The 18,458-nt window shown below is 72.1% G+C and carries 16 protein-coding genes; 10 read left to right on the top strand and 6 right to left on the bottom strand.

Features of this window, described 5'->3' with window-relative positions; all coding sequences use genetic code 11:
- Positions 1-5 precede the first annotated feature (5 nt).
- The 3 genes from AB0G74_RS21830 (at position 6) to AB0G74_RS21820 (ending at position 3,467) form a co-directional block, all read left to right on the top strand.
- On the top strand, positions 6-1,016 hold the full coding sequence (locus tag AB0G74_RS21830) for a sugar ABC transporter permease (protein WP_361148712.1): 1,011 nt from the start codon (positions 6-8) through the stop codon (positions 1,014-1,016).
- Complete coding sequence (locus AB0G74_RS21825) at positions 1,013-1,966, top strand: carbohydrate ABC transporter permease (protein ID WP_361148710.1); 954 nt, start codon at positions 1,013-1,015, stop codon at positions 1,964-1,966. Before AB0G74_RS21830 ends, AB0G74_RS21825 begins: the two co-directional genes overlap by 4 nt.
- 403 nt (positions 1,967-2,369) lie before the next feature.
- Complete coding sequence (locus AB0G74_RS21820; RefSeq protein ID WP_361148708.1) at positions 2,370-3,467, top strand: radical SAM protein; 1,098 nt, start codon at positions 2,370-2,372, stop codon at positions 3,465-3,467.
- Here AB0G74_RS21820 and AB0G74_RS21815 read toward each other — a convergent pair.
- From AB0G74_RS21815 to AB0G74_RS21805, 3 genes are read right to left on the bottom strand one after another with little or no spacing between them, the layout of a single operon-like run.
- Positions 3,449-4,492, bottom strand: coding sequence for a galactokinase (locus AB0G74_RS21815; RefSeq protein ID WP_361148706.1), 1,044 nt, complete (start codon positions 4,490-4,492; stop codon positions 3,449-3,451). The two genes, AB0G74_RS21820 and AB0G74_RS21815, sit on opposite strands and share 19 nt — an antisense overlap.
- Complete coding sequence (locus tag AB0G74_RS21810; protein ID WP_361148704.1) at positions 4,489-5,028, bottom strand: NUDIX domain-containing protein; 540 nt, start codon at positions 5,026-5,028, stop codon at positions 4,489-4,491. The genes AB0G74_RS21815 and AB0G74_RS21810 overlap by 4 nt, the downstream gene beginning before the upstream one ends.
- Positions 5,025-6,236: an NAD(P)-dependent oxidoreductase gene (locus AB0G74_RS21805; RefSeq protein WP_361148702.1), complete on the bottom strand. Its 1,212-nt coding sequence runs from the start codon at positions 6,234-6,236 to the stop codon at positions 5,025-5,027. Before AB0G74_RS21805 ends, AB0G74_RS21810 begins: the two co-directional genes overlap by 4 nt.
- 320 nt (positions 6,237-6,556) lie before the next feature.
- Here AB0G74_RS21805 and AB0G74_RS21800 point away from each other — a divergent pair, with 320 nt between their 5' ends.
- Entirely contained in the window at positions 6,557-8,356 is a 1,800-nt protein-coding gene (locus tag AB0G74_RS21800) for a hypothetical protein (protein WP_361148700.1), read from the top strand.
- Between the two features lie 311 nt (positions 8,357-8,667).
- On the opposite strand, the gene AB0G74_RS21795 is transcribed toward AB0G74_RS21800, so the two are convergent.
- Positions 8,668-9,582, bottom strand: coding sequence for an SCO1860 family LAETG-anchored protein (locus AB0G74_RS21795; RefSeq protein WP_361148698.1), 915 nt, complete (start codon positions 9,580-9,582; stop codon positions 8,668-8,670).
- Between the two features lie 527 nt (positions 9,583-10,109).
- Positions 10,110-11,198 (bottom strand): amidohydrolase family protein, encoded by a 1,089-nt coding sequence (locus tag AB0G74_RS21790; protein WP_361148696.1) that lies wholly within the window; start codon positions 11,196-11,198, stop codon positions 10,110-10,112.
- 185 nt (positions 11,199-11,383) lie between these two features.
- On the opposite strand from AB0G74_RS21790, the gene AB0G74_RS21785 reads away from it, so the two are divergent.
- The 5 genes from AB0G74_RS21785 to thpD all read left to right on the top strand — a co-directional run bounded on the left by AB0G74_RS21785 (position 11,384) and on the right by thpD (position 16,292).
- Positions 11,384-12,493 carry an aminotransferase class V-fold PLP-dependent enzyme gene (locus AB0G74_RS21785; RefSeq protein ID WP_361148694.1) on the top strand — a complete coding sequence of 370 codons (1,110 nt, stop codon included), beginning with the start codon at positions 11,384-11,386 and terminating at the stop codon, positions 12,491-12,493.
- 431 nt (positions 12,494-12,924) lie between these two features.
- Complete coding sequence (gene ectA / locus AB0G74_RS21780) at positions 12,925-13,464, top strand: diaminobutyrate acetyltransferase (RefSeq protein WP_361148692.1); 540 nt, start codon at positions 12,925-12,927, stop codon at positions 13,462-13,464.
- Between the two features lie 117 nt (positions 13,465-13,581).
- A complete protein-coding gene (ectB, locus tag AB0G74_RS21775) occupies positions 13,582-14,856 on the top strand; it encodes a diaminobutyrate--2-oxoglutarate transaminase (RefSeq protein WP_361148690.1) in 1,275 nt (424 codons plus the stop codon).
- 122 nt (positions 14,857-14,978) lie between these two features.
- The gene (locus AB0G74_RS21770) at positions 14,979-15,377 is read left to right on the top strand and encodes an ectoine synthase (RefSeq protein ID WP_361148688.1); all 399 of its coding nucleotides are present in this window, start codon (positions 14,979-14,981) and stop codon (positions 15,375-15,377) included.
- A 3-nt stretch (positions 15,378-15,380) separates the two neighbouring features.
- A complete protein-coding gene (gene thpD / locus AB0G74_RS21765) occupies positions 15,381-16,292 on the top strand; it encodes an ectoine hydroxylase (protein WP_361148685.1) in 912 nt (303 codons plus the stop codon).
- 194 nt (positions 16,293-16,486) lie between these two features.
- Here the strand turns inward: thpD and AB0G74_RS21760 are convergent, their stop codons facing one another.
- A complete protein-coding gene (locus AB0G74_RS21760; protein ID WP_361148683.1) occupies positions 16,487-17,560 on the bottom strand; it encodes an alkene reductase in 1,074 nt (357 codons plus the stop codon).
- 446 nt (positions 17,561-18,006) lie between these two features.
- Here AB0G74_RS21760 and AB0G74_RS21755 point away from each other — a divergent pair, with 446 nt between their 5' ends.
- Entirely contained in the window at positions 18,007-18,456 is a 450-nt protein-coding gene (locus tag AB0G74_RS21755; protein WP_361148765.1) for a MarR family winged helix-turn-helix transcriptional regulator, read from the top strand.
- Positions 18,457-18,458 lie beyond the last annotated feature (2 nt).

Here is an 18,458-nt window from a genome sequence, read left to right as displayed (position 1 = left end):
CCCGCATGGCGACCGCCGACCCACCGAGCCCCGCCCGGGCCCCGTTACGACCCCGCCCGGCGGGAACCCGGCCGGACGGGCCGCCCGAAGCCCCGCCGCCACCCGCCCCCGGCCGGGCCAGAACCCTGCGTCGCCGGGCGGTGCCGTATCTGCTGATCGCCCCGGCCGTCCTGGCCCTCGCCGGTGTCCTGGGCTATCCGCTGGTCGAACTCTTCCTGCTGTCGTTCCAGGACATGACCCGGCGGGAGCTGTTCGCCGGGACCCAGCCGCCCTGGGTCGGTCTGGAGCAGTACCGGACGGTCCTAACCGACGACTTCTTCTGGCTCGTCGTCGGCCGGACCGCCCTCTTCACCCTGGTCTGCACCGTGGCGACGATGGGCGTCGCGATGCTGGTGGCGCTGCTGCTGCGCCGGGTCTCGCCGTGGATCCGGCTGCTGACGGGCGCGGTGCTGGTGGCGGTCTGGGCGATGCCGGTGATGGTCGCGGCGGCCGTCTTCCGCTGGCTGACGGATCCGGAGTTCGGGGTCGCCAACTGGCTGCTGGGGCTGCTGCCCGGGGTCTCCTTCGAGCGGCACAACTGGTTCGAGGACCCCTGGCAGGGGTTCGCCGTGATCGCCGCCGTCACCATCTGGGGCTCGCTGCCGTTCGCGACGATCACCCTCCAGGCGGCGCTCACCCAGGTACCGCCGGAGCTGGAGGAGGCCGCGGAGTGCGACGGAGCCGAGGGCACCCTGGTCTTCCGCCATGTCGTCTTCCCGGTGATCCGGCCCGCGTTCGTCATGGTCACATCGCTCACCGCGATCTGGACCTTCGGGGTCTTCAACCAGATCTGGCTGATGCGCTCCGGCACCCCGGAGAAGGAGTACTACCTGCTCGGCGTGCACTCGTTCATCGAGTCGTTCGCCGTCAACCGCTACAGCACGGGCGCGGCGATCGCGGTGATCACCGTACTGCTGCTGCTCGGCGGTGCCGTGGTCTACGTACGTCAGCTGGTGAGAATGGGAGAGACCGAGTGAGCACCGACCACAGTGTCCGTCCCTCCCCCGAACGCCCCGCCCCCGGCCGGCCCGGTCCCGCCGGGGTACGGGCCCCGGCCTCGCGGTCCGTATTCCGCCGGTCCCCGGCCCGCCGGCCGAACCGGTCCCGCCGGGCGCGCTCCCGCCGGGCGAACGTACTGACCCTGGTGTTCTGCGCCGTGATGGCGTTCCCGGTCTACTGGATGCTGCTGACGGCGCTGCGGCCCCCGGCGGAGATCCGGCGGAATCCGCCGCGGCTCTGGCCCAGCGGGCTGACCCTGGAGAACTTCCAGCGGGCGATGGAGTCGGACACGTTCTGGTCCAGTGTCCGGGCCAGTGCCCTGATCGGTCTGGGGACCGTACTGATCTCCCTGGTGATCGGTGTGCTGGCGGCGTACGCGGTGGCCCGGTTCGTCTTCCTGGGCCGCCGGGTCTTCGTCCTGGCGATCCTCTGCGTCCAGATGATCCCGCTGGCCGGACTGATCATCCCCCTCTATCTGCTGCTCAGCGACGCCGGTCTGACGGACAGCCTGACCGGTGTGGTGCTGACCTATCTGGTCTTCATGCTGCCGTTCACGGTCTGGCTGCTGCGCGGCTTCGTGGTCGCCGTCCCGGCCGAACTGGAGGAGGCGGCCATGGTGGACGGGTGTACCAGGGCCGGGGCGTTCCGGCGGGTACTGCTGCCGCTGCTGGCCCCCGGCCTGGTCGCGACCTCCGTCTACTCCCTGGTCCAGGCGTGGAACGAGTACGTCCTCGCCTATGTGCTGCTCTCCAGCGACGACAAGCAGACCGTCTCCATCTGGCTGGTGTCGTTCCAGACCACCTTCGGTACGGACTACGGCGCGCTGATGGCGGGCGCGACCCTGACCGCCCTGCCCGTCGTCGTCTTCTTCATGATCGTGCAGCGGCGGGTGGCGAGCGGGCTCGCGGCGGGTGCCGTCAAGGGATGACCGGACGCGGACCACCCGTACGCGCCCCTCCCCCGAAGCCCCTCCCGGGCCGCTCCACAAGCCCCTCACGATCCTTCGAGCCCTCCCGGGCCGGCCGCGTCCGGCCCCGATTCCCCCGGACCACCAGACCACCACCCCTGACCCGAGGATCCGCGGTCCGCCGCGCCGGGGGCGCCTGCCGACGCCCCCGGCGGATCTTCCGCGCGGGCGGGTCCTCGTTCCGAGTCCGGTCACCGACCGGCAGCCGAGTCCGCCGCCGATCGCGGCTCCCCACCGCGGTCACGTGTCAACGCCGTCAGTGCCGACGGCGGCGGCTCCCCCACACCTTCCCCGGTACCACAAAGCCGTCCCCGGCCGCCCGCCGACGGGTGGCCGCACGGCTCCGACCAGCAGGAGTACTACCGTGACCTCCGACCGTCTCGACTTGGTGTCCAAGCTCTACCAGCCGTCCGGCTGGCCGCGCGTGCTCGAAGTGGCCAGCGGCAAACGTTCCACCAGCCCCCTGGTGGTGGACCTCGACCCGACCACCTTCTGCGATCTCGCCTGCCCCGAGTGCATCAGCGGCAAGCTCCTCAACCAGGGCCGGTTCACCCCCGAACGGCTCGCCGAACTCGCCGATGAACTCGTCGCCATGCAGGTCCGCGGGGTCGTCCTGATCGGCGGCGGCGAGCCGCTGGCCCATCGCGGCACCCGCCAGGTGCTGCGCACCCTCGGCGAGGCGGGCATCGCCATCGGCGTCGTCACCAACGGCACGATGATCCAGCAGAATCTGGACGAACTGGCCCGCTACGCCTCCTGGGTCCGGGTTTCGATGGACTCCGGATCAGCCGACACATACGGCGTCTTCCGCCCGGACCGCAAGGGGCGGAGCGTCTTCGACAAGGTGATCGCCAATATGCGGCTGCTGGCCGCGGAGAAGGAGGGTGCCCTCGGTTATTCGTTCCTCATCATGACCCGGCGGCAGCCGGACGGCACGATCGTCAGCAACCACCACGAGGTGCTCCAGGCGGCCGAGCTGGCGAAGGACATCGGCTGCGACTACTTCGAGTCCAAGGCCATGTTCGACGACGGCCACCATGTCATCCAGCTCCCCGAGGAGATACTCGCCTCGGTCGAGGAGCAGCTCCGGCGGGCTCAGCTGCTGGCCGACGACGGCTTCGAGATCATCGACTCCTCGACCCTGACATCGCTGCGGAACCGGGTCGGCGCGATCCAGCCCAAGGAGTACCACCGCTGCCCGGTGGCGGAGCTGCGGACGCTGATCACCCCGTCCGGGGTGTACGTCTGCTCCTACCACCGGGGCAATCCGCTGGCGAAGATCGGTGACGCGGTCACCGAACCGCTGCCGGACATCTGGGCCAACGCCGACCGGGGGATCGTCGACCCCAGCCGGGACTGCCGGTTCCACTGCGCCCGCCACCGCTCCAACCTCGAACTCCACAAGATCGGGGCCGGAGCGGCGACGGAGGAACCGGTCGAGGACTACGACCCGTTCATCTGATCCGCGGAACCGCGGGGGCGGGTCACGCCCGCCCCCGCGGCCGGTCCGTCCGACGCCCGGGTGGGAATCACCCGGGCGTCGGGGTGTGCGGTACGGATCGCCGCGCTCAGCTCCGCCGCGGTCCCGGCGGTGTCGGCCGTACGGCAGACGCCCACCAGGGCGCCGCCGCCGCCCGCGCCGCTGAGCTTGAACGGCAGCCCGGTGGCGGCCAGCGCCGTGGTCCGCAGCTCCTCCAGGACCGGGGTGGACATCCCCTGCTGGTCGCGCATGGTGATGTGGGCCCGGTCCATGGCGTCGGCGAGGGCGCCGAGGTCTTCGGCGCCGATCGCCGACCAGGCGGCGGCGGAAGCCGCGTCGGCCTCCTTCAGATAGCGGGCCAGGGCGGGGTCGCCGTCCCTGAGCTGGGCGCGGACCGTACGGATGTGGTCGCCGGTGTCCTTGCGCTGCGCCGAGTCGAGGACCAGGACGGTCCAGTCGGCGGGGAAGCGGGCCCGGTCCCGTACGGCGGGCAGACCGGTGGGGCGTCCTTCGAGCAGCAGGGCGCCGCCCTCGATGACGGCGAGATGGTCCATTCCGCCGCCGTTGAAGTGGGCGAACTCGAACTCGTAGGCCCATTGGGCGAGCACGGCGGTGGAGACCGCGTCCGGGGCGGGGGCGCAGGCGTCGGCATAGGCCCGGAAGAGGCCCACGATCAGGGCGGTCGACGAGGAGAGTCCGCTGGCCGCGGGCGCGTCGCTGCGTACGGCGACCGCGGGCGGCCCGGGGGGCAGCCCGGCGATCCGCTCCCGGAGGAACCGCCAGACCTGACCGGCCCAGTCGTCCGACGGCGGCGGGGGCGGCCCGGGGACGACGGCGACCTCGGTGGTCAGATCGAGGGCGAGGCTGACGCTCCGGCCGCCCAGCCAGTCGAGGTCCTCACCGGACAGGCAGGCCCGGCACGGTACGACGGCCCGTGCTCCGGGCCGTAAGACCCCGCCGGGGGCTTCGGCCGCGGTCGCGGCCGGGGGGTTCACGAATCCGGTCACCTGGCCTGGAACCTTCCGGTGTCGAGGAACGCCCGGTGCATCTCCAGCACGGCGGCGGTGGCCCGGTAGAGCGGCGCGGGCGGCTGGTCGGGGTGGTGCCAGGCGGTACGGCTCACCTCGTCGGGGCTCGGTGACAGTTCGCCGCTCCAGGTGGTGGCGGCGAAGAGCAGGGCGAAGCAGTGCATCACATCCCCGTGGGGGTAGGTGAGGGTGTGCAGCTCCGGGTCGGAGAGGGAGCCGAAGGGCACCAGGTCCTCCCGGCGGACCAGCAGCCCGGTCTCCTCCTTGAGTTCGCGGACCGCGGCGTCGGCGAAGTCGCCGCCCTCCTCGCAGGCCCCGGCCGGGATCTCCCAGAGCCCGTTGTCGGCGCGCTGCTGGAAGAGCACCCGGCCGTCCGGGTCGGTGAGCAGGACCTGGGCGCCGGGGACGAGCAGCAGCCGGCTGCCCACCGACTGTCTGAGCTGCCAGACGTATGAACCGATATAACCCACCTGGGTCGTTCCTTTCCTGGTGGCGGCGGTGGCCGCCGCGATCACACCTGCTCCGTCAGCCAGGCGGGCACCGCGTCCGGGGTGTCGTTCAGCCAGCGGACGTACCGGTCGACACCCTCGCGCACGGTGATGCCGGGGGTCCAGCGCAGCAGCCGCGCCAGCCGGTCGGTGTCGGCGTAGCCGCCGAGCGGATCGTCGGCGGGGCGGGGGGTGGTGACGAACCGGGAGCCCGGGTAGTGCGGGGCGATCAGTTCGGCGACCTCCCGGACGGAGGTGGGGATGCCGGAACCCACGTTGACGGTCTCGCCGACCACCCCGTCCTCGACCAGGGCGAGGGCGGTCGCGGCGGCGATGTCGTCGACATGGACCAGGTCGCGGACCTGGACGCCGCCGCCGTTGAGCCGCATCGGGAGCCCGGCCCTGGCGTGCATGGCGAGCCAGGCGACCATCCAGGAGTGGCTGCCGGGCTTGGGGGTCTGCGGGTCGCCGTAGACGGAGAAGTACCGCAGGACGGCGTAGTCCGTTCCGGTACCGGCCAGCAGCAGCCGGGTCTGGTGCTCGCCCCAGAGCTTGGAGTTGGCGTAGACCGACAGCGGGTGGGGCGTCTGGTCCTCGGAGAACCGCTGGAACCCGTCGAGGGGCGCGGTCCCGTTGCCGTAGACGGCGGCGGACGAGACGAAGACGAGCCGGCGCACCCCGGCGGCGACGGCCTCCTCCAGGACGTTCTCGGTCCCGGCGACATTGGCCGCGAAGGCGATGTCGGGGCGGCGGGTGCAGGCGGCGACGTCCGCGAAGGCCGCCGCGTGGACCAGCAGATCGGCCCCGGCCAGGACCCGGCGGACGGCGGCGCGGTCGCCGATGTCGCCGACGACCAGTTCGGCGCCCTGCCGCCGGGCGCCGAACATCTCGTGGACGGGGTCGGGGTAGGCGTCCATCCGGTCCAGGACGGTGACCTCGGCGTCGACGCTCCGCAGCAGCCGGGTGAGCCTGCTGCCGACCAGTCCGCCGCCGCCGGTGATCACGACCTTGGAGCCGCGGAGCTTCTCCAGCCGGGCGGTGACCGAATTCCCGGGCTCCGTCTGCTGTGCTTCCGGCGTTCCCGTCGTTTCCGGCGCGCCCGCCGCGGTGTTCTCCGTACCGTTCGCCGTTTCCGTCCGCACTGCTTCCTCCGGTGCCCCGTTGGCCGATCCGCCGTTCACCCGCGAAAGACCCGTCCCGTCGTTGCGTTCCGTCACATCGTTCGTGCCCGACATGCAGACTCCTCATGGCGATACGCCGGTGGTGAATCGTGTACAGACAGCATGACGATCTTCAACGGCCGGAACCAGGGCGCCTTTTTGGCACTCTTGCGGCCCGGGAAAGCGGCATCGTACTGTCCGGATTCGTATGCGACCCCCGATGATTCCTTCGACTTCATTCGGCCACTTCGGCGGGAAATCGTGGGAATCCGCGCCGGACCGGCGAGTAACCGGAAGGACGGGGGGTCGGCGGATCCGACCCGGAAAGGGCCGGAAAACGGAGTGCGGAGTGGGTACCGAGTGAGAGCGCGGACAGTGCGAGTACGGAGGTTCCGGTGACGCCCTATCGGCTCAGCGGTGTGGTGATGACCCATCCCAAGCGGCTCGCGGCGGCCGAGCGGCTGGCCGGTTCCGCGCCCCCGGGGAGGCTGCGGGTCGTGATGGACCCCGACCCCGGGGGCCGCCCGTCGGTCCTGCGGACGGCGCTCGCGGCCTGGTCGGCGATCGAGGACGGCGCCACCCACCACCTGGTGCTCCAGGACGACATGGTGCTGTCGGAGGCGTTCTTCGAACGGGTCTCGGCGGCGGTCACCGCGATGCCGGACGCGGCGCTGGCGCTCTTCGCCCTCTGGGATTCCCGCAATGGCGCGGCGGTACGTTTCGGGGCGCTGGCCGGGGCGCGCTGGACGCCGGTGGTCAACGAGTACTTCCCGTGTGTGGCGATCGTCCTGCCGAGGGCCGTGGCGGCCGGGTTCGTGGAATACGGCCGGGCCCGGCTGGACGCCTGGCCGGACGACATCCTGATGTACCGCTATCTGCGGGACGCCGGGGTTCCCGGCTTTGCGGCGGTGCCCAGTCTGGTGGAGCACGAGGACCTGGGAAGCCTCGCCGGCAACGCCTTCAGGGGACCCCGGCGTTCCGTTTGTTTTCTGCCCGGTGACCGGCCGGGTGACGAGAGTGTCCGGATGCCGGGACCGCGTGTCGCGCCGTTCTTCAAGAACGGGGTGGCGCGGTGTGCCGTACGGCTGGAAGCGCCCGGTCCCGAGCGATGGCTGCATCTTGAATGCGAGTCATTTCTGGAGGGCGCGGGAATTCCCGGAGAAAGACTGGATTCGGCCATGCTGGGATTGACCGAAGTCGCCGACCGGGAGGCGGTGAGGGGGACCTGGCTCACCGCGTTCACCCTCGGCTTCGTCCATCGGCGCGAGGGCCGGGGCGGCGATCCCGACCCGGGGCGCGATCCGGTGCTGGCGGAGGCGCTGGCGACGATCGGCCCCGGCGGGATCAGCCATCGCTGCTCGGACGAGCAGATCGCGACGGTACGGGAGGCGCTGGCCGAGGTCGCCGGGGCGGGGCTGGCGGCCGGGCTCGCGGCCGGGGAGCGCCTTCCGGCCCGCCGGTCGGCGCCGACCGGCCCGGCGGGCACCCCGGCGGTGGGGGCGAACGGCCCGGCGGGCACCCCGGCGGTGGGGCTGACGGGTGCGGCGAGCCCGCTGGGCGAGCACATCGCCCGGGGCCTCGCGGACAAGGGGTTCACGGTCACCCCGGCCGGGCCGGGCGACCGGGGCCCGTACCGGGGGCTGGACGCGCTGATCGATCTCCGCCCGCTGTACGGCGGCGAACGGGACCCGGCGCGGGTGGAACTCCGGCTGCTGGACCGGGCGACCGGCGCGGTACGCGGGGTCCGCACCCTGTACACGGGCGATCTGTACGGACCGGGCTGCCCGCGCGATTCGGTGATCGGCCGACTGGTCTGGGACGCGCTGCGCTATCAGCCGCTGGTGGTGCCGGAGTCGGCGGCGGACGGGCCGCGCCCGCTCCGGCCGCTGCATACGGCGGATCTGGCCGACGCGCTGGCGCACGCGGTCACCGCTCCCCCGGAGGAGCCCGCCGTCCTGCTGCCCGGCGGTGCGCCGATCGGCGTCCGTGAACTGGCCGGGCTGATCCGGGAGTCGGTCCGGCCGGTACCGCTGGAGACCGTGGCGGCCCTGTCGCGCCGGGGCGCCGGGCGGCCGGGGCCCGTACCGGACTGCCCCCGGCTCGCGGGGTGGAAGCCGGTCCGGGAAGTGCGCCGGGGGCTGCACGACTTCGCGCAGTGGCTGGCGTACGAGGGCATCCGGTACGCGCCCGTGTGACGGCCGGGCCGGTTCGGCGGGCCGGGGAGCCCGGACCGGTTTCCGCGGGGGCCCGGCGCCGGGGGGTCACCGGCACCGGGCCCGTCGGCCGCCCCCGCGCCGGGTGTGCGGCCCGGTACGGGGGCGGTCGCGGTCCGGCCCCCGGGGACGGGGGGCCGGAGCGCCCCGGGCCGGACACGGGACCGGCCGGGGCGGATCGGGTTGAACTGCGGCGGACGGACGGGGCCGGGAATCCCGGTACGGCCCGGACCGTGACGGACCATTACGGACCGGTACGGACCGGTACGGACCGGGGCCTACCGGCCCGGCGGTCAGGCCCGGTTGCGGGCCCGCATCCGGGTCACCGCCAGCGCGCCGCCGCCGAGTCCGAGCAGTACGGCAGCGCCGCCCGCCAGATAGAGGGTGGTGGCGCTGCCGCCGGTCTCGGCGAGGTTCTCGGTCGGCTCGTCGCCGGTCTGCGGCTTCACACCGGGCTTCTCGGCCTTGGGCTCCTCCTTCTTGGGCTCCTCCGGCTTCGCCGCCGCCTTCTTCGGTGTCTCGCAGGTCGCCTGGACGAGTGTGACGGTGCCGTCGACCTCGGCGACGTTCAGCTTCAGCGGATTGACGCTCACCTTCAGTTCGAGGGCGGTGGCGGCGGCGGTCCTGGACGTGGTCTCGGTCCGGGACAGGTCGAGGCCGACCTCGCCGACGCCGGGCACCGTGATCCGGGTCCGGCCCCCGGCGCTCAGCGTCACCTTCTGGCCGAGGATCCGTACCGTGCCGAGGAGGTTCGACTTGGCCACCGGCTTCGCGCCGACCGCGCACCGGGCCTCGGACGTGACCTGCTCGACCTCGACGAGGGAGAGCAGCGGCAGTCCGGGGACGTGCACCCGGGCCCGGGCCAGGTTGGCGTAGCCGACGGCCTCATCGGCCTCGGCGGTGGCGCGGGAGGTGGCGACGTCCGCCCGCAGCATGGAGAAGGGCTTGCCCTGGCCGACTCCGTCCAGCCGGACGGACAACGCGGTCTCCTCGGCGCTCGCCGGGGCCGTCACCTCGTTCAGCGACGCCCGCAGCGGTACGTGGACGGACTTGTCGAGCAGGGATACGTCGAGCCCGGCGCGGAGGACGACCGCACCCGCCCGGCCCTTCGCGTCGCCTCCCGTGGCGTGCGCGGGACCGGCCAGCGCGACGGGGGTCGCGGCGAGGGCGACGGCGGCCGTGAAGGCGGCGCAGCGGCGAGCGGGCATGCGAAAGGTAGTGCTGTTCACGATGGTGGAACCCCCACAGGAGTAACGACGTCGCAGACATCGGACCGCGGGGACACGCGGCCGACGGCGATCGGGACGCCCTCATCTTTACGCACTGAGAGTGAACTGACGGATACCAGGCGTCAGTTCACCCCAAAGAGGGGTTTCCGTCTCTACGTTCGATCCGTCCCGGTACAGGCGTTCCCAGGTGTCCCTCCTGTGGCGGGCGCGCGGCCGGTCCGGGGCGGTCCCGGGGGCGTACGGGGTCGGCGGAGCGCGGCCCGCCGAAAGGGGTTAAACGACCCGGGGCGGCCGGATGTCACGCCCGGTCAACCCGGCGCACCGCCCCGCCCGGGACACCGGTTCCGGGTTGGGGATCGAGGCTCGACGCTCGGAGCCCGGAGCCCGGAGTTACGGACCAGGGGTCACGGGTCCACGGCTCCGGGCCCGGCCTCCCGGCTCCGGCCCGGAGCCGTAGAACCGTCCGCCCGTCCGCCGATCCGGCCAACCGCCCGTCCGGCCCCGGTTCAGCCGACGATCCGGCCGTTGAGCACCACGCGCCGGGGCGCGGCCAGGGTCCGGACGTCGGCCCGGGGGTCCTCCCCGTAGACCACCAGATCGGCGGGGGCTCCCTCGGCGAGCGCCGGGCGGCCGAGCCAGGCACGGGCGCCCCAGGTCGTCGCGGAGAGCGCGGCGAGCGGCGGGATCCCGGCCTTGACCAGTTCGGCGACCTCGGCGGCGACCAGGCCGTGGGCGAGTGATCCGCCCGCGTCGGTGCCGACGAAGACCGGGACGCCCGCGTCGTAGGCGTTGCGCACGGTCTCGTACCGCCGGGCGTGCAGCCGTCGCATATGGCCGGACCAGACGGGGAACTTGGCCTCGCCGCCGTCGGCCAACGCCGGGAAGGTGGCGATGTTGACCAGGGTGGGGACGATGGCGACCCCGCGTTCGGCGAAGAGGGGGATGGTGTCGTCGGTGAGCCCGGTGGCGTGTTCGACGCAGTCGATGCCCGCCTCGACGAGATCGCGCAGGGAGTCCTCGGCGAAGCAGTGGGCGGTGACCCGGGCGCCCAGCCGGTGGGCCTCGGCGATGGCCGCCTCGACGGCGTCGCGCGGCCAGCAGGCGGTGAGGTCCCCGGCCGCGCGGTCGATCCAGTCGCCGACGAGCTTCACCCAGCCGTCGCCGCGCCGGGCCTCGCGGGCGACGTACTCGACCAGGTCGGCGGGTTCGATCTCATGGGCGTAGTTGCGGATGTAGCGGCGGGTGCGGGCGATGTGCCGCCCGGCCCGGATGATCTTCGGCAGATCCTCGCGGTCGTCGATCCAGCGGGTGTCGGCGGCCGAACCGGCGTCCCTGATCAGCAGGGTGCCCGCGTTCCGGTCGGTGAGCGCCTGCTTCTCACTGGTCGCCTCGTCCACGGCGCCGTGGGCGTCGAGGCCGACATGGCAGTGCGCGTCGACCAGTCCGGGCAGCGCCCAGCCGGTCACGGTCGCGGTGGGTTCGGCGGCGGGCCGGTCGTAGCTGACCCGGCCGCCGACGACCCACAGCTCGTCCCGGACGTCGTCCGGGCCGACGAGCACCCGCCCCTTCACATGCAGCACCGTGTGATCGCTCATAGCGGCACTGTACGAGGGCGACGGCGGCGCCACGAGGGGCCCGCGGGGGCCGGTCCGGAGGGGCCGGGCGGCCCGGGGCGGGCCCGGCTACCCTCGTCCGGGCGGCCGGAACACCCCGGCCTGAACCGAACTGTCCGAAGTACCGGTCCGAAGTCCGAGTCCGAAGTCCGAAGAAGGCATCCACCGTGACACATCCGTTTCTGGATCTCCCCCCGCTGACCGCCGCCCGGTTCGCGGCCATCGAGCGGCGGGTCGCCGCCCTCCTCGACACCGAGCAGGACGTGGTGATCACCCAGGGCGAGGCGCTGCTGCCGCTGGAGGGCTGCATCCGCTCCGGCGCCCGCCCCGGTTCGACGGCGCTGAACGTGGTCACGGGTCCGTACGGCCAGACCTTCGGGAACTGGCTGCGGGACTGCGGGGCCGAGGTCGTCGATCTGGCGGTGCCGTTCCATACGGCGGTCACCGCCGAGCAGGTGGAGCGGGCTCTGGCGGAGCGGCCGGAGATCGACTTCGTCTCGCTGGTGCACGCGGAGGCCGCGACCGGCAACACCAACCCCGTGGCGGAGATCGGCGAGGTCGTCCGGGCGCACGGCGCGCTGTTCATGCTGGACGCGGTGGCGTCGGTGGCGGCCGAGCCGCTGCTGCCGGACGCCTGGGGCGTCGATCTCTGCGTGATCGGCGCGCAGAAGGCGATGGGCGGCCCGGCCGGGGTCTCCGCGGTGTCGGTGAGCGACCGGGCCTGGGAGCGGTTCGCGGCCAACCCGGCCGCGCCCCGGCGGTCGTATCTGTCGCTGCTGGACTGGAAGGAGCGGTGGATCGACGGCGGCCGGCGGACCCTGCTGCACGCGCCCGCGCAGCTGGAGATGCTGGCGCTGGAGGCGTGTGTGGAGCGGATCGAGAAGGACGGCCTGGACACGGTCGTGAACCGGCACGCGCGGGCCGCGGCGGCGACCCGGGCGGGCGCGGCGGTGCTCGGCGGCGGGGTCGAGCCGTATGTGTACGAGGCGCGGGACGCGGCTCCGGTGGCGACGACGCTGCGGACGACGGGCGGTGTGGACGCGGCCGGTCTGGTGGCGGCGGCGCTGGCGGTCGATCCGTCGCTGCCGCTGGTCGCGGGCGGCGGGGCGCTGGCCGGGGAGATGATCCGGGTCAACCACTACGGGGCGGACGCCACGGCGGACGCGGTGCTGTCGTCGCTGTCGGCGGTCGGGGCGGCGCTGGCCGCCTCGGGTACGGCTCCGGCGCCGGTGGACCAGACGGCGGCCCGGCGGGCGGCGCTGGCGGCCTGGGGATAGCCTCCGGGCGCTTCCCGGGACCGGTCGCGGCCCGATCGCGATCCGGTCCCGGCAGATCGTGGTGCGATCGCGGTCCGGTCCCGGAAATCCCTTCCGGGCCACTCCCACCGGGATACCGGGAAAACAATTCCAGAGCACGGCAAAGCAAACGGGAAGCTGATTCCATCATATTTAATGATGGCAGCTTCCCGTTTTCTTCTGCCCGGCTTCCAGGGCCCTAAACGCTAAAGTTCCATCAGGGTGAATCCCTCCTCCAGACGTGTGACCGACTCCACAATCGAAGCATTTCGCGGCTTATATCCCGTGCAAACACGGGCATATCGCTGCATCGCCCGGAGTGACCTCGCGCCCGCGCGATAGCACATCACCGCCATTCACCCAACCCGTCCCGACCATGCATTCATGGAATGCGATGGGTAAGTTGAATCGACATGAACGCCGCGCAGGACAACCTGGTACGAGCCGATTCCCGCCGTGAATTCACCGTCATGGAAACCCCCACCGTCGAGGACGGGGCCGCGATCTGGCGTATCGCCCGCGACTCCGAGGTGCTGGACCTCAACTCCTCGTACAGCTATCTGCTGTGGTGTCGCGACTTCGCCGCCACATCGCTGGTCGCCAGGGGTCCGGGCGGGGAGCCGATCGCCTTCGTCACCGGTTACGCCCGCCCCGAGCGGCCCGAGGCGCTGGTGGTCTGGCAGATCGCCGTCGACCGGGAGCACCGGGGCCGGGGACTCGCGGGCGCCCTGCTGGACGCGCTGACCGCCCGGGTCTCCGCCGACCTCGGCATCCGGGAGATCGAGACCACCGTCACCCCCGGGAACACCGCGTCCGACCGGCTGTTCACCGCTTACGCGGCCCGCCACGGCGCCCGGCTGGAGCGGACCGTCCTCTTCGACGGCGGACTGTTCCCGGCCGGGGCGGACCACGAGCCGGAGGTGCTGTACCGGATCGGCCCCCTCACCGGCTGAACCGCCGCCCGCCCCCTTCGCACCCGCTCAGCGCCCCCTTCTTCCCCGGCACCTCCGCCTCCGTTCCGCCGCACGCCGTCCGGCCCAGGGCGGCGGCCCATAACTCGGGAGACCGCAGTGACCATCACCCCGCCCGCCCTCAGTGTCTTCGAGACCCTCGAATCGGAGGTGCGCAGCTACTGCCGCGGCTGGCCCGCCGTCTTCGACCGGGCCCAGGGCAGCCGTCTCACCGATGAGGACGGGCACTCCTACCTGGACTTCTTCGCCGGGGCCGGATCGCTCAACTACGGCCACAACAACCCCGTACTGAAACGAGCCCTGCTCGACTACCTGGAACGGGACGGCATCACCCACGGCCTCGACATGGCGACCACGGCCAAGCGGACGTTCCTGGAGACCTTCGAGAACCTGGTGCTGCGGCCGCGCGATATGCCGCACAAGGTGATGTTCCCCGGCCCGACCGGCACCAACGCGGTGGAGGCGGCGCTGAAACTGGCCCGCAAGGTCAAGGGCCGGGAGTCGGTGGTCTCGTTCACCAACGCCTTCCACGGGATGTCGCTGGGCTCGCTCGCGGTCACCGGCAACGCCTTCAAACGCGCCGGGGCGGGCATCCCCCTGGTCCACGGCACGCCGATGCCGTTCGACAACTACTTCGACGGCACCGTCCCGGACTTCCTCTGGTTCGAGCGGCTGCTGGAGGACCAGGGCTCCGGGCTCAACAAGCCCGCGGCGGTGATCGTCGAGACCGTCCAGGGCGAGGGCGGCATCAATGTCGCCAGGCCCGAGTGGCTGCGGGCGCTCAAGGAACTGTGCGAGCGGCGCGACATGCTGCTGATCGTCGACGACATCCAGATGGGGTGCGGCCGGACCGGGGGCTTCTTCTCCTTCGAGGAGGCGGGCATCGTCCCGGACATCATCACCCTCTCCAAGTCGATCAGCGGCTACGGACTCCCCATGTCGCTCTGCCTGTTCCTGCCGGAGCTGGACATCTGGGAGCCGGGCGAGCACAACGGCACCTTCCGCGGCAACAACCCGGCGTTCGTCACGGCCGCGGCGGCGCTCCAGACGTACTGGGCGGACGGCGAGCTGGAGAAGCAGACCGCCCGGCGCGGCGAGCAGATCGAACAGTCGCTGCTGGCGCTGGCGGGCGAGAGCGACGACCCCGGCTTCTCCTTCCGGGGCCGCGGCCTGGTCTGGGGCCTGGAGTTCGCGGACAAGGAGCGGGCGTCGGCGATCTGCGCCCGCGCCTTCGAGCTGGGGCTGCTGCTGGAGACCTCCGGGCCCGAGGGCGAGGTGGTGAAGCTGCTGCCGCCGCTCACCGTGTCGCCCGAGGAACTCGACGAGGGGCTGCGGGTACTGGCCCGGGCCGTCCGCGAGACCGCCGCCGCCTGAACCCGCGGGGCCCGGCGCGTGGAGCGCCGTACCGCCCGGGAAGCCGCGAACGGCCGGCGAACAGCCGGGCAGTCGACCCGACGAACGAATGAACCGAATGAACCGACAGAGGTGACAGCAGCGTGATCGTCCGATCGCTCGCCGAGATCGAGAACACCGAGCGCCATGTGAAGGCGGCCTCCGGTACCTGGGAGAGCAAGCGTCTGGTGCTCGCCCGGGAGAAGGTCGGCTTCTCCTTCCACGAGACCGTGCTGTACGCGGGCACGGAGACGACGATGTGGTACGCGAACCATGTCGAGGCCGTGCTCTGCGTCGAGGGCAGCGCCGAACTGACGGACCACGAGACCGGCAAGGTCCATCCGGTCGAGCCGGGCACGATGTATCTGCTCGACGGGCACGAGCGCCATACGCTCCGCGCCCTCACCGACTTCCGCTGTGTCTGTGTCTTCAACCCCCCGGTGACCGGCCGGGAGGACCACGACGAGAACGGCGTCTACCCCCTGATCACCGAGGAGGACTGAATCATGGCCATCGCCACCGGCACCGAGTTGCGCAACGACATCTATCCGTCCCGCGGCACGACCGAGGTGGTGACACCGCGCCGGGACCCCGTCGTCTGGTCCGCGCCGGGCGCGCCGGGACCCCTGCTCCCGGCGGAGCTGGCCTCGTACGAACGCGACGGCTTCATCCCGGTCGAGGACCAGATCACCGACGAGGAGGTCGCCCTCTACCGGACCGAGATGGAGCGGCTGATCGCCGATCCGGCGATCCGGGCCGATGAGCGGGCGATCGTCGAGCCGAAGTCCGAGAAGGTCCGTTCGATCTTCGAGGTGCACAAGCTGAGCGCCGTCTTCGACGCCCTGGTCCGGGACGAGCGGGTGGTGGGCCGGGCCCGCCAGATCCTCGGTTCGGACGTCTACGTCCACCAGTCGAGGATCAATGTGAAGCCGGGCTTCGGGGCCTCCGGTTTCTACTGGCACTCGGACTTCGAGACCTGGCACGCCGAGGACGGGCTGCCGAACATGCGGGCCGTCTCGGTCTCGATCGCCCTGACCGAGAACCGGGACACCAACGGCGGGCTGATGATCATGCCGGGTTCGCACCGCACCTTCCTGGGCTGTGCGGGCGAGACGCCGACCGACAACTACAAGCGGTCGTTGCGGATGCAGGTGGCCGGAACGCCCTCGGAGACGGCGCTGACCCGGTTCGCCGACGAGCACGGCATCCGGCTGTTCACCGGCCGGGCCGGTTCGGCGACCTGGTTCGACTGCAACTGCATGCACGGCTCCGGGGACAACATCACCCCGTACGCCCGCAGCAATGTCTTCATCGTCTTCAACAGTGTGGAGAACGCGGCCGAGGAGCCGTTCGCGGCGCCCGTCCGGCGGCCGGAGTTCATCGGGGCTCGGGACTTCACCCCGGTCCGGAACGGCTGAGGCGACCGGACGGAGGCGTACCCGCGCGGCGGTACGCGTCATGGGGCGGGCCCGGCGGTGGAAACCGCCGGGCCCGCCCCCCTTTTTTTCCGTACGGGGCCGGGTGTCCTCGCGGCGCTGTCCCCGGCCCCGCGAGCGGCCCCGTACGGCGGTCCGGTCCGCTCCCCCGCGACGGACCGGGTCACCCCGTCCGCTCAGACGGTCTGCAGTACGGGGTAGTCGGTGAAGCCGCGCTCGCCGCCGCCGAAGAAGGTGGCCGTGTCGGGGGCGTTGTACGGGCCGTCGGTCCGCAGCCGCTCCGGCAGATCGGGGTTGGCGAGGAAGAGGGCGCCGTACGCGACCAGGTCGGCGATGCCGTCCTCGACGAGCGCCAGCCGCTCGGCCGGACCCTGCTCGTGCGGAGTGTTCAGCACCAGGGCCCCGGAGAACTCCCGGCGCAGCTCCCGGGTGAGCGGGCGGAGTTCGGGGGTCGCCTCCAGCAGATGCAGATAGGCGATACCGATCGGGTCGATCGCCCGGACCAGCGCCCCGTAGACCCCGTCCGGCTCCGGCTCGGCCATGTCGTTGACCGGGTTGGCCGGGGAGATCCGCAGCCCGACCCGGTCGGCGCCGATGGCGTCCGCGACGGCGCGGGTGACGGTGACGGCGAACCGGATCCGGTTCTCCTCCGAGCCGCCCCACTCGTCGGTACGCAGATTGGTGTTGGGCGCCAGGAACTGGTGGATCAGATAGCCGTTGGCACCGTGCAGCTCGATCCCGTCGAAGCCCGCGGCCACGGCGTTCCGGGCGGCGGAGACGTACTCGTCGACGGTCGCGCGGATGGCGTCGGGGGTCAGCTCGCGCGGCTCGGTGAAGTCCTTCATGCCCTCCTTGGTGAAGAGCTGTCCGGCCGGGGTGACCGGGGACGGCCCGACCGGGCGCAGCTCGCCGGGGAGCAGATCGGGGTGGCCGATCCGGCCGGAGTGCATCAGCTGGGCGAAGATCGTGCCGCCCCGGGCGTGCACCGCGTCGGTGACCTTGCGCCAGCCGGCGATCTGCTCGTCGCTGTGGAGCCCGGGGGTGTCGGGGTAGCCCTGGCCGCCGATGGAGGGCTGGACGCCCTCCGTGACGATCAGCCCGGCGGAGGCCCGCTGGGCGTAGTACTCGGCCATCGTCTCGGTGGGCGAGAGCCCGGGGCCGTACGCCCGGGAGCGCGTCATGGGAGCCATGGCGATCCGGTTGGTGAGACGGCGTCCGGCGAGATCGAGCGATTCGAAGGCGAGGGACATCGGAGGCTCCGTTTTCATGGTCGACCAAGTAAAATCAATGTGTGGCCGACCAAAGAAATCGGCCCGGCGCCCACTGTAGCGCATTCCTTGGCCGACCAAGGTAAAATTCCGGTGAGGTAATCGGGAGACACTGGGAGCCGCGGACGCGAGACTGACGCGACAGGACGAGACCGAGGCGAGACACGGCACGTGCCGACACCTGTGAGGAGGGTCCGATGACGACCGAGGCCGAGCCCGGGTTCCGGGCGGGAACGGCGGGCGCTCCGGCGACGGGGGCCGGGGCGGAGGCGGAGGTGTCGTACGGCACGACGGCGTACGGCCCGGTGGGGTACGACCCGGCGACCTCCTCGGGCACCTGCCCCGGTGACGCGTCCGGGACGGCGTCGTGCGAGCCGGAGGCCCCGGTCGGCGACGGCTGTACCGGCGGGCCCGCGCCCGCGCCCGGTATGTGCGACGAGAAGGCGCCCGCGTCGTTCGCGGTGGCCAGGATCGCCCGGCTGCACCGGATGGCGAGCGGCAAGTCCCTGCGGGCGCTCGGCCTCTACCCCGGCCAGGAGTACGTGATGATCCAGCTGTGGATCAGCGGGGCGTCGCGCCAGGCCGATCTGATCAAGGCCGCCGATCTCGACCCGTCCACGGTCACCAAGATGCTCCAGCGCCTCGAACAGGCCGGACACGTCCGCCGCAGGCCCGACCCGGCCGACCGGCGCGCGGTCCTGGTGGAGGCCACCGAGGCGAGTACCGAGCTGCGGACCGCCGTCGAGGCCCATCTGACCGAGCTGGAGGAGCAGTTGCTCACCGGACTCGACCAGCACGAGCGGCACGAGCTGCTGCGGCTGCTGGCCAAGACCGAGCTGAACCTGTGCCGGACCGCCGGGGAGTGCGCGCCCGAATAGGG

It is taken from the genome of Streptomyces sp. NPDC020875 (assembly GCF_040641415.1).
In the GTDB taxonomy this organism is placed as follows: domain Bacteria; phylum Actinomycetota; class Actinomycetes; order Streptomycetales; family Streptomycetaceae; genus Streptomyces.
This window is presented reverse-complemented; position numbering and strand designations above follow the sequence as displayed.

Coding starts and splice junctions, on each gene's coding strand:
- AB0G74_RS21760 (WP_361148683.1), bottom strand. CDS start 17,560: ATGTCCCTCGCCTTCGAATCGCTCGATCTCGCCGGACGCCGTCTCACC.
- AB0G74_RS21790 (WP_361148696.1), bottom strand. CDS start 11,198: ATGAGCGATCACACGGTGCTGCATGTGAAGGGGCGGGTGCTCGTCGGC.
- AB0G74_RS21755 (WP_361148765.1), top strand. CDS start 18,007: ATGTGCGACGAGAAGGCGCCCGCGTCGTTCGCGGTGGCCAGGATCGCC.
- AB0G74_RS21830 (WP_361148712.1), top strand. CDS start 6: ATGGCGACCGCCGACCCACCGAGCCCCGCCCGGGCCCCGTTACGACCC.
- thpD (WP_361148685.1), top strand. CDS start 15,381: ATGGCCATCGCCACCGGCACCGAGTTGCGCAACGACATCTATCCGTCC.
- ectA (WP_361148692.1), top strand. CDS start 12,925: ATGAACGCCGCGCAGGACAACCTGGTACGAGCCGATTCCCGCCGTGAA.
- AB0G74_RS21795 (WP_361148698.1), bottom strand. CDS start 9,582: ATGCCCGCTCGCCGCTGCGCCGCCTTCACGGCCGCCGTCGCCCTCGCC.
- AB0G74_RS21805 (WP_361148702.1), bottom strand. CDS start 6,236: ATGTCGGGCACGAACGATGTGACGGAACGCAACGACGGGACGGGTCTT.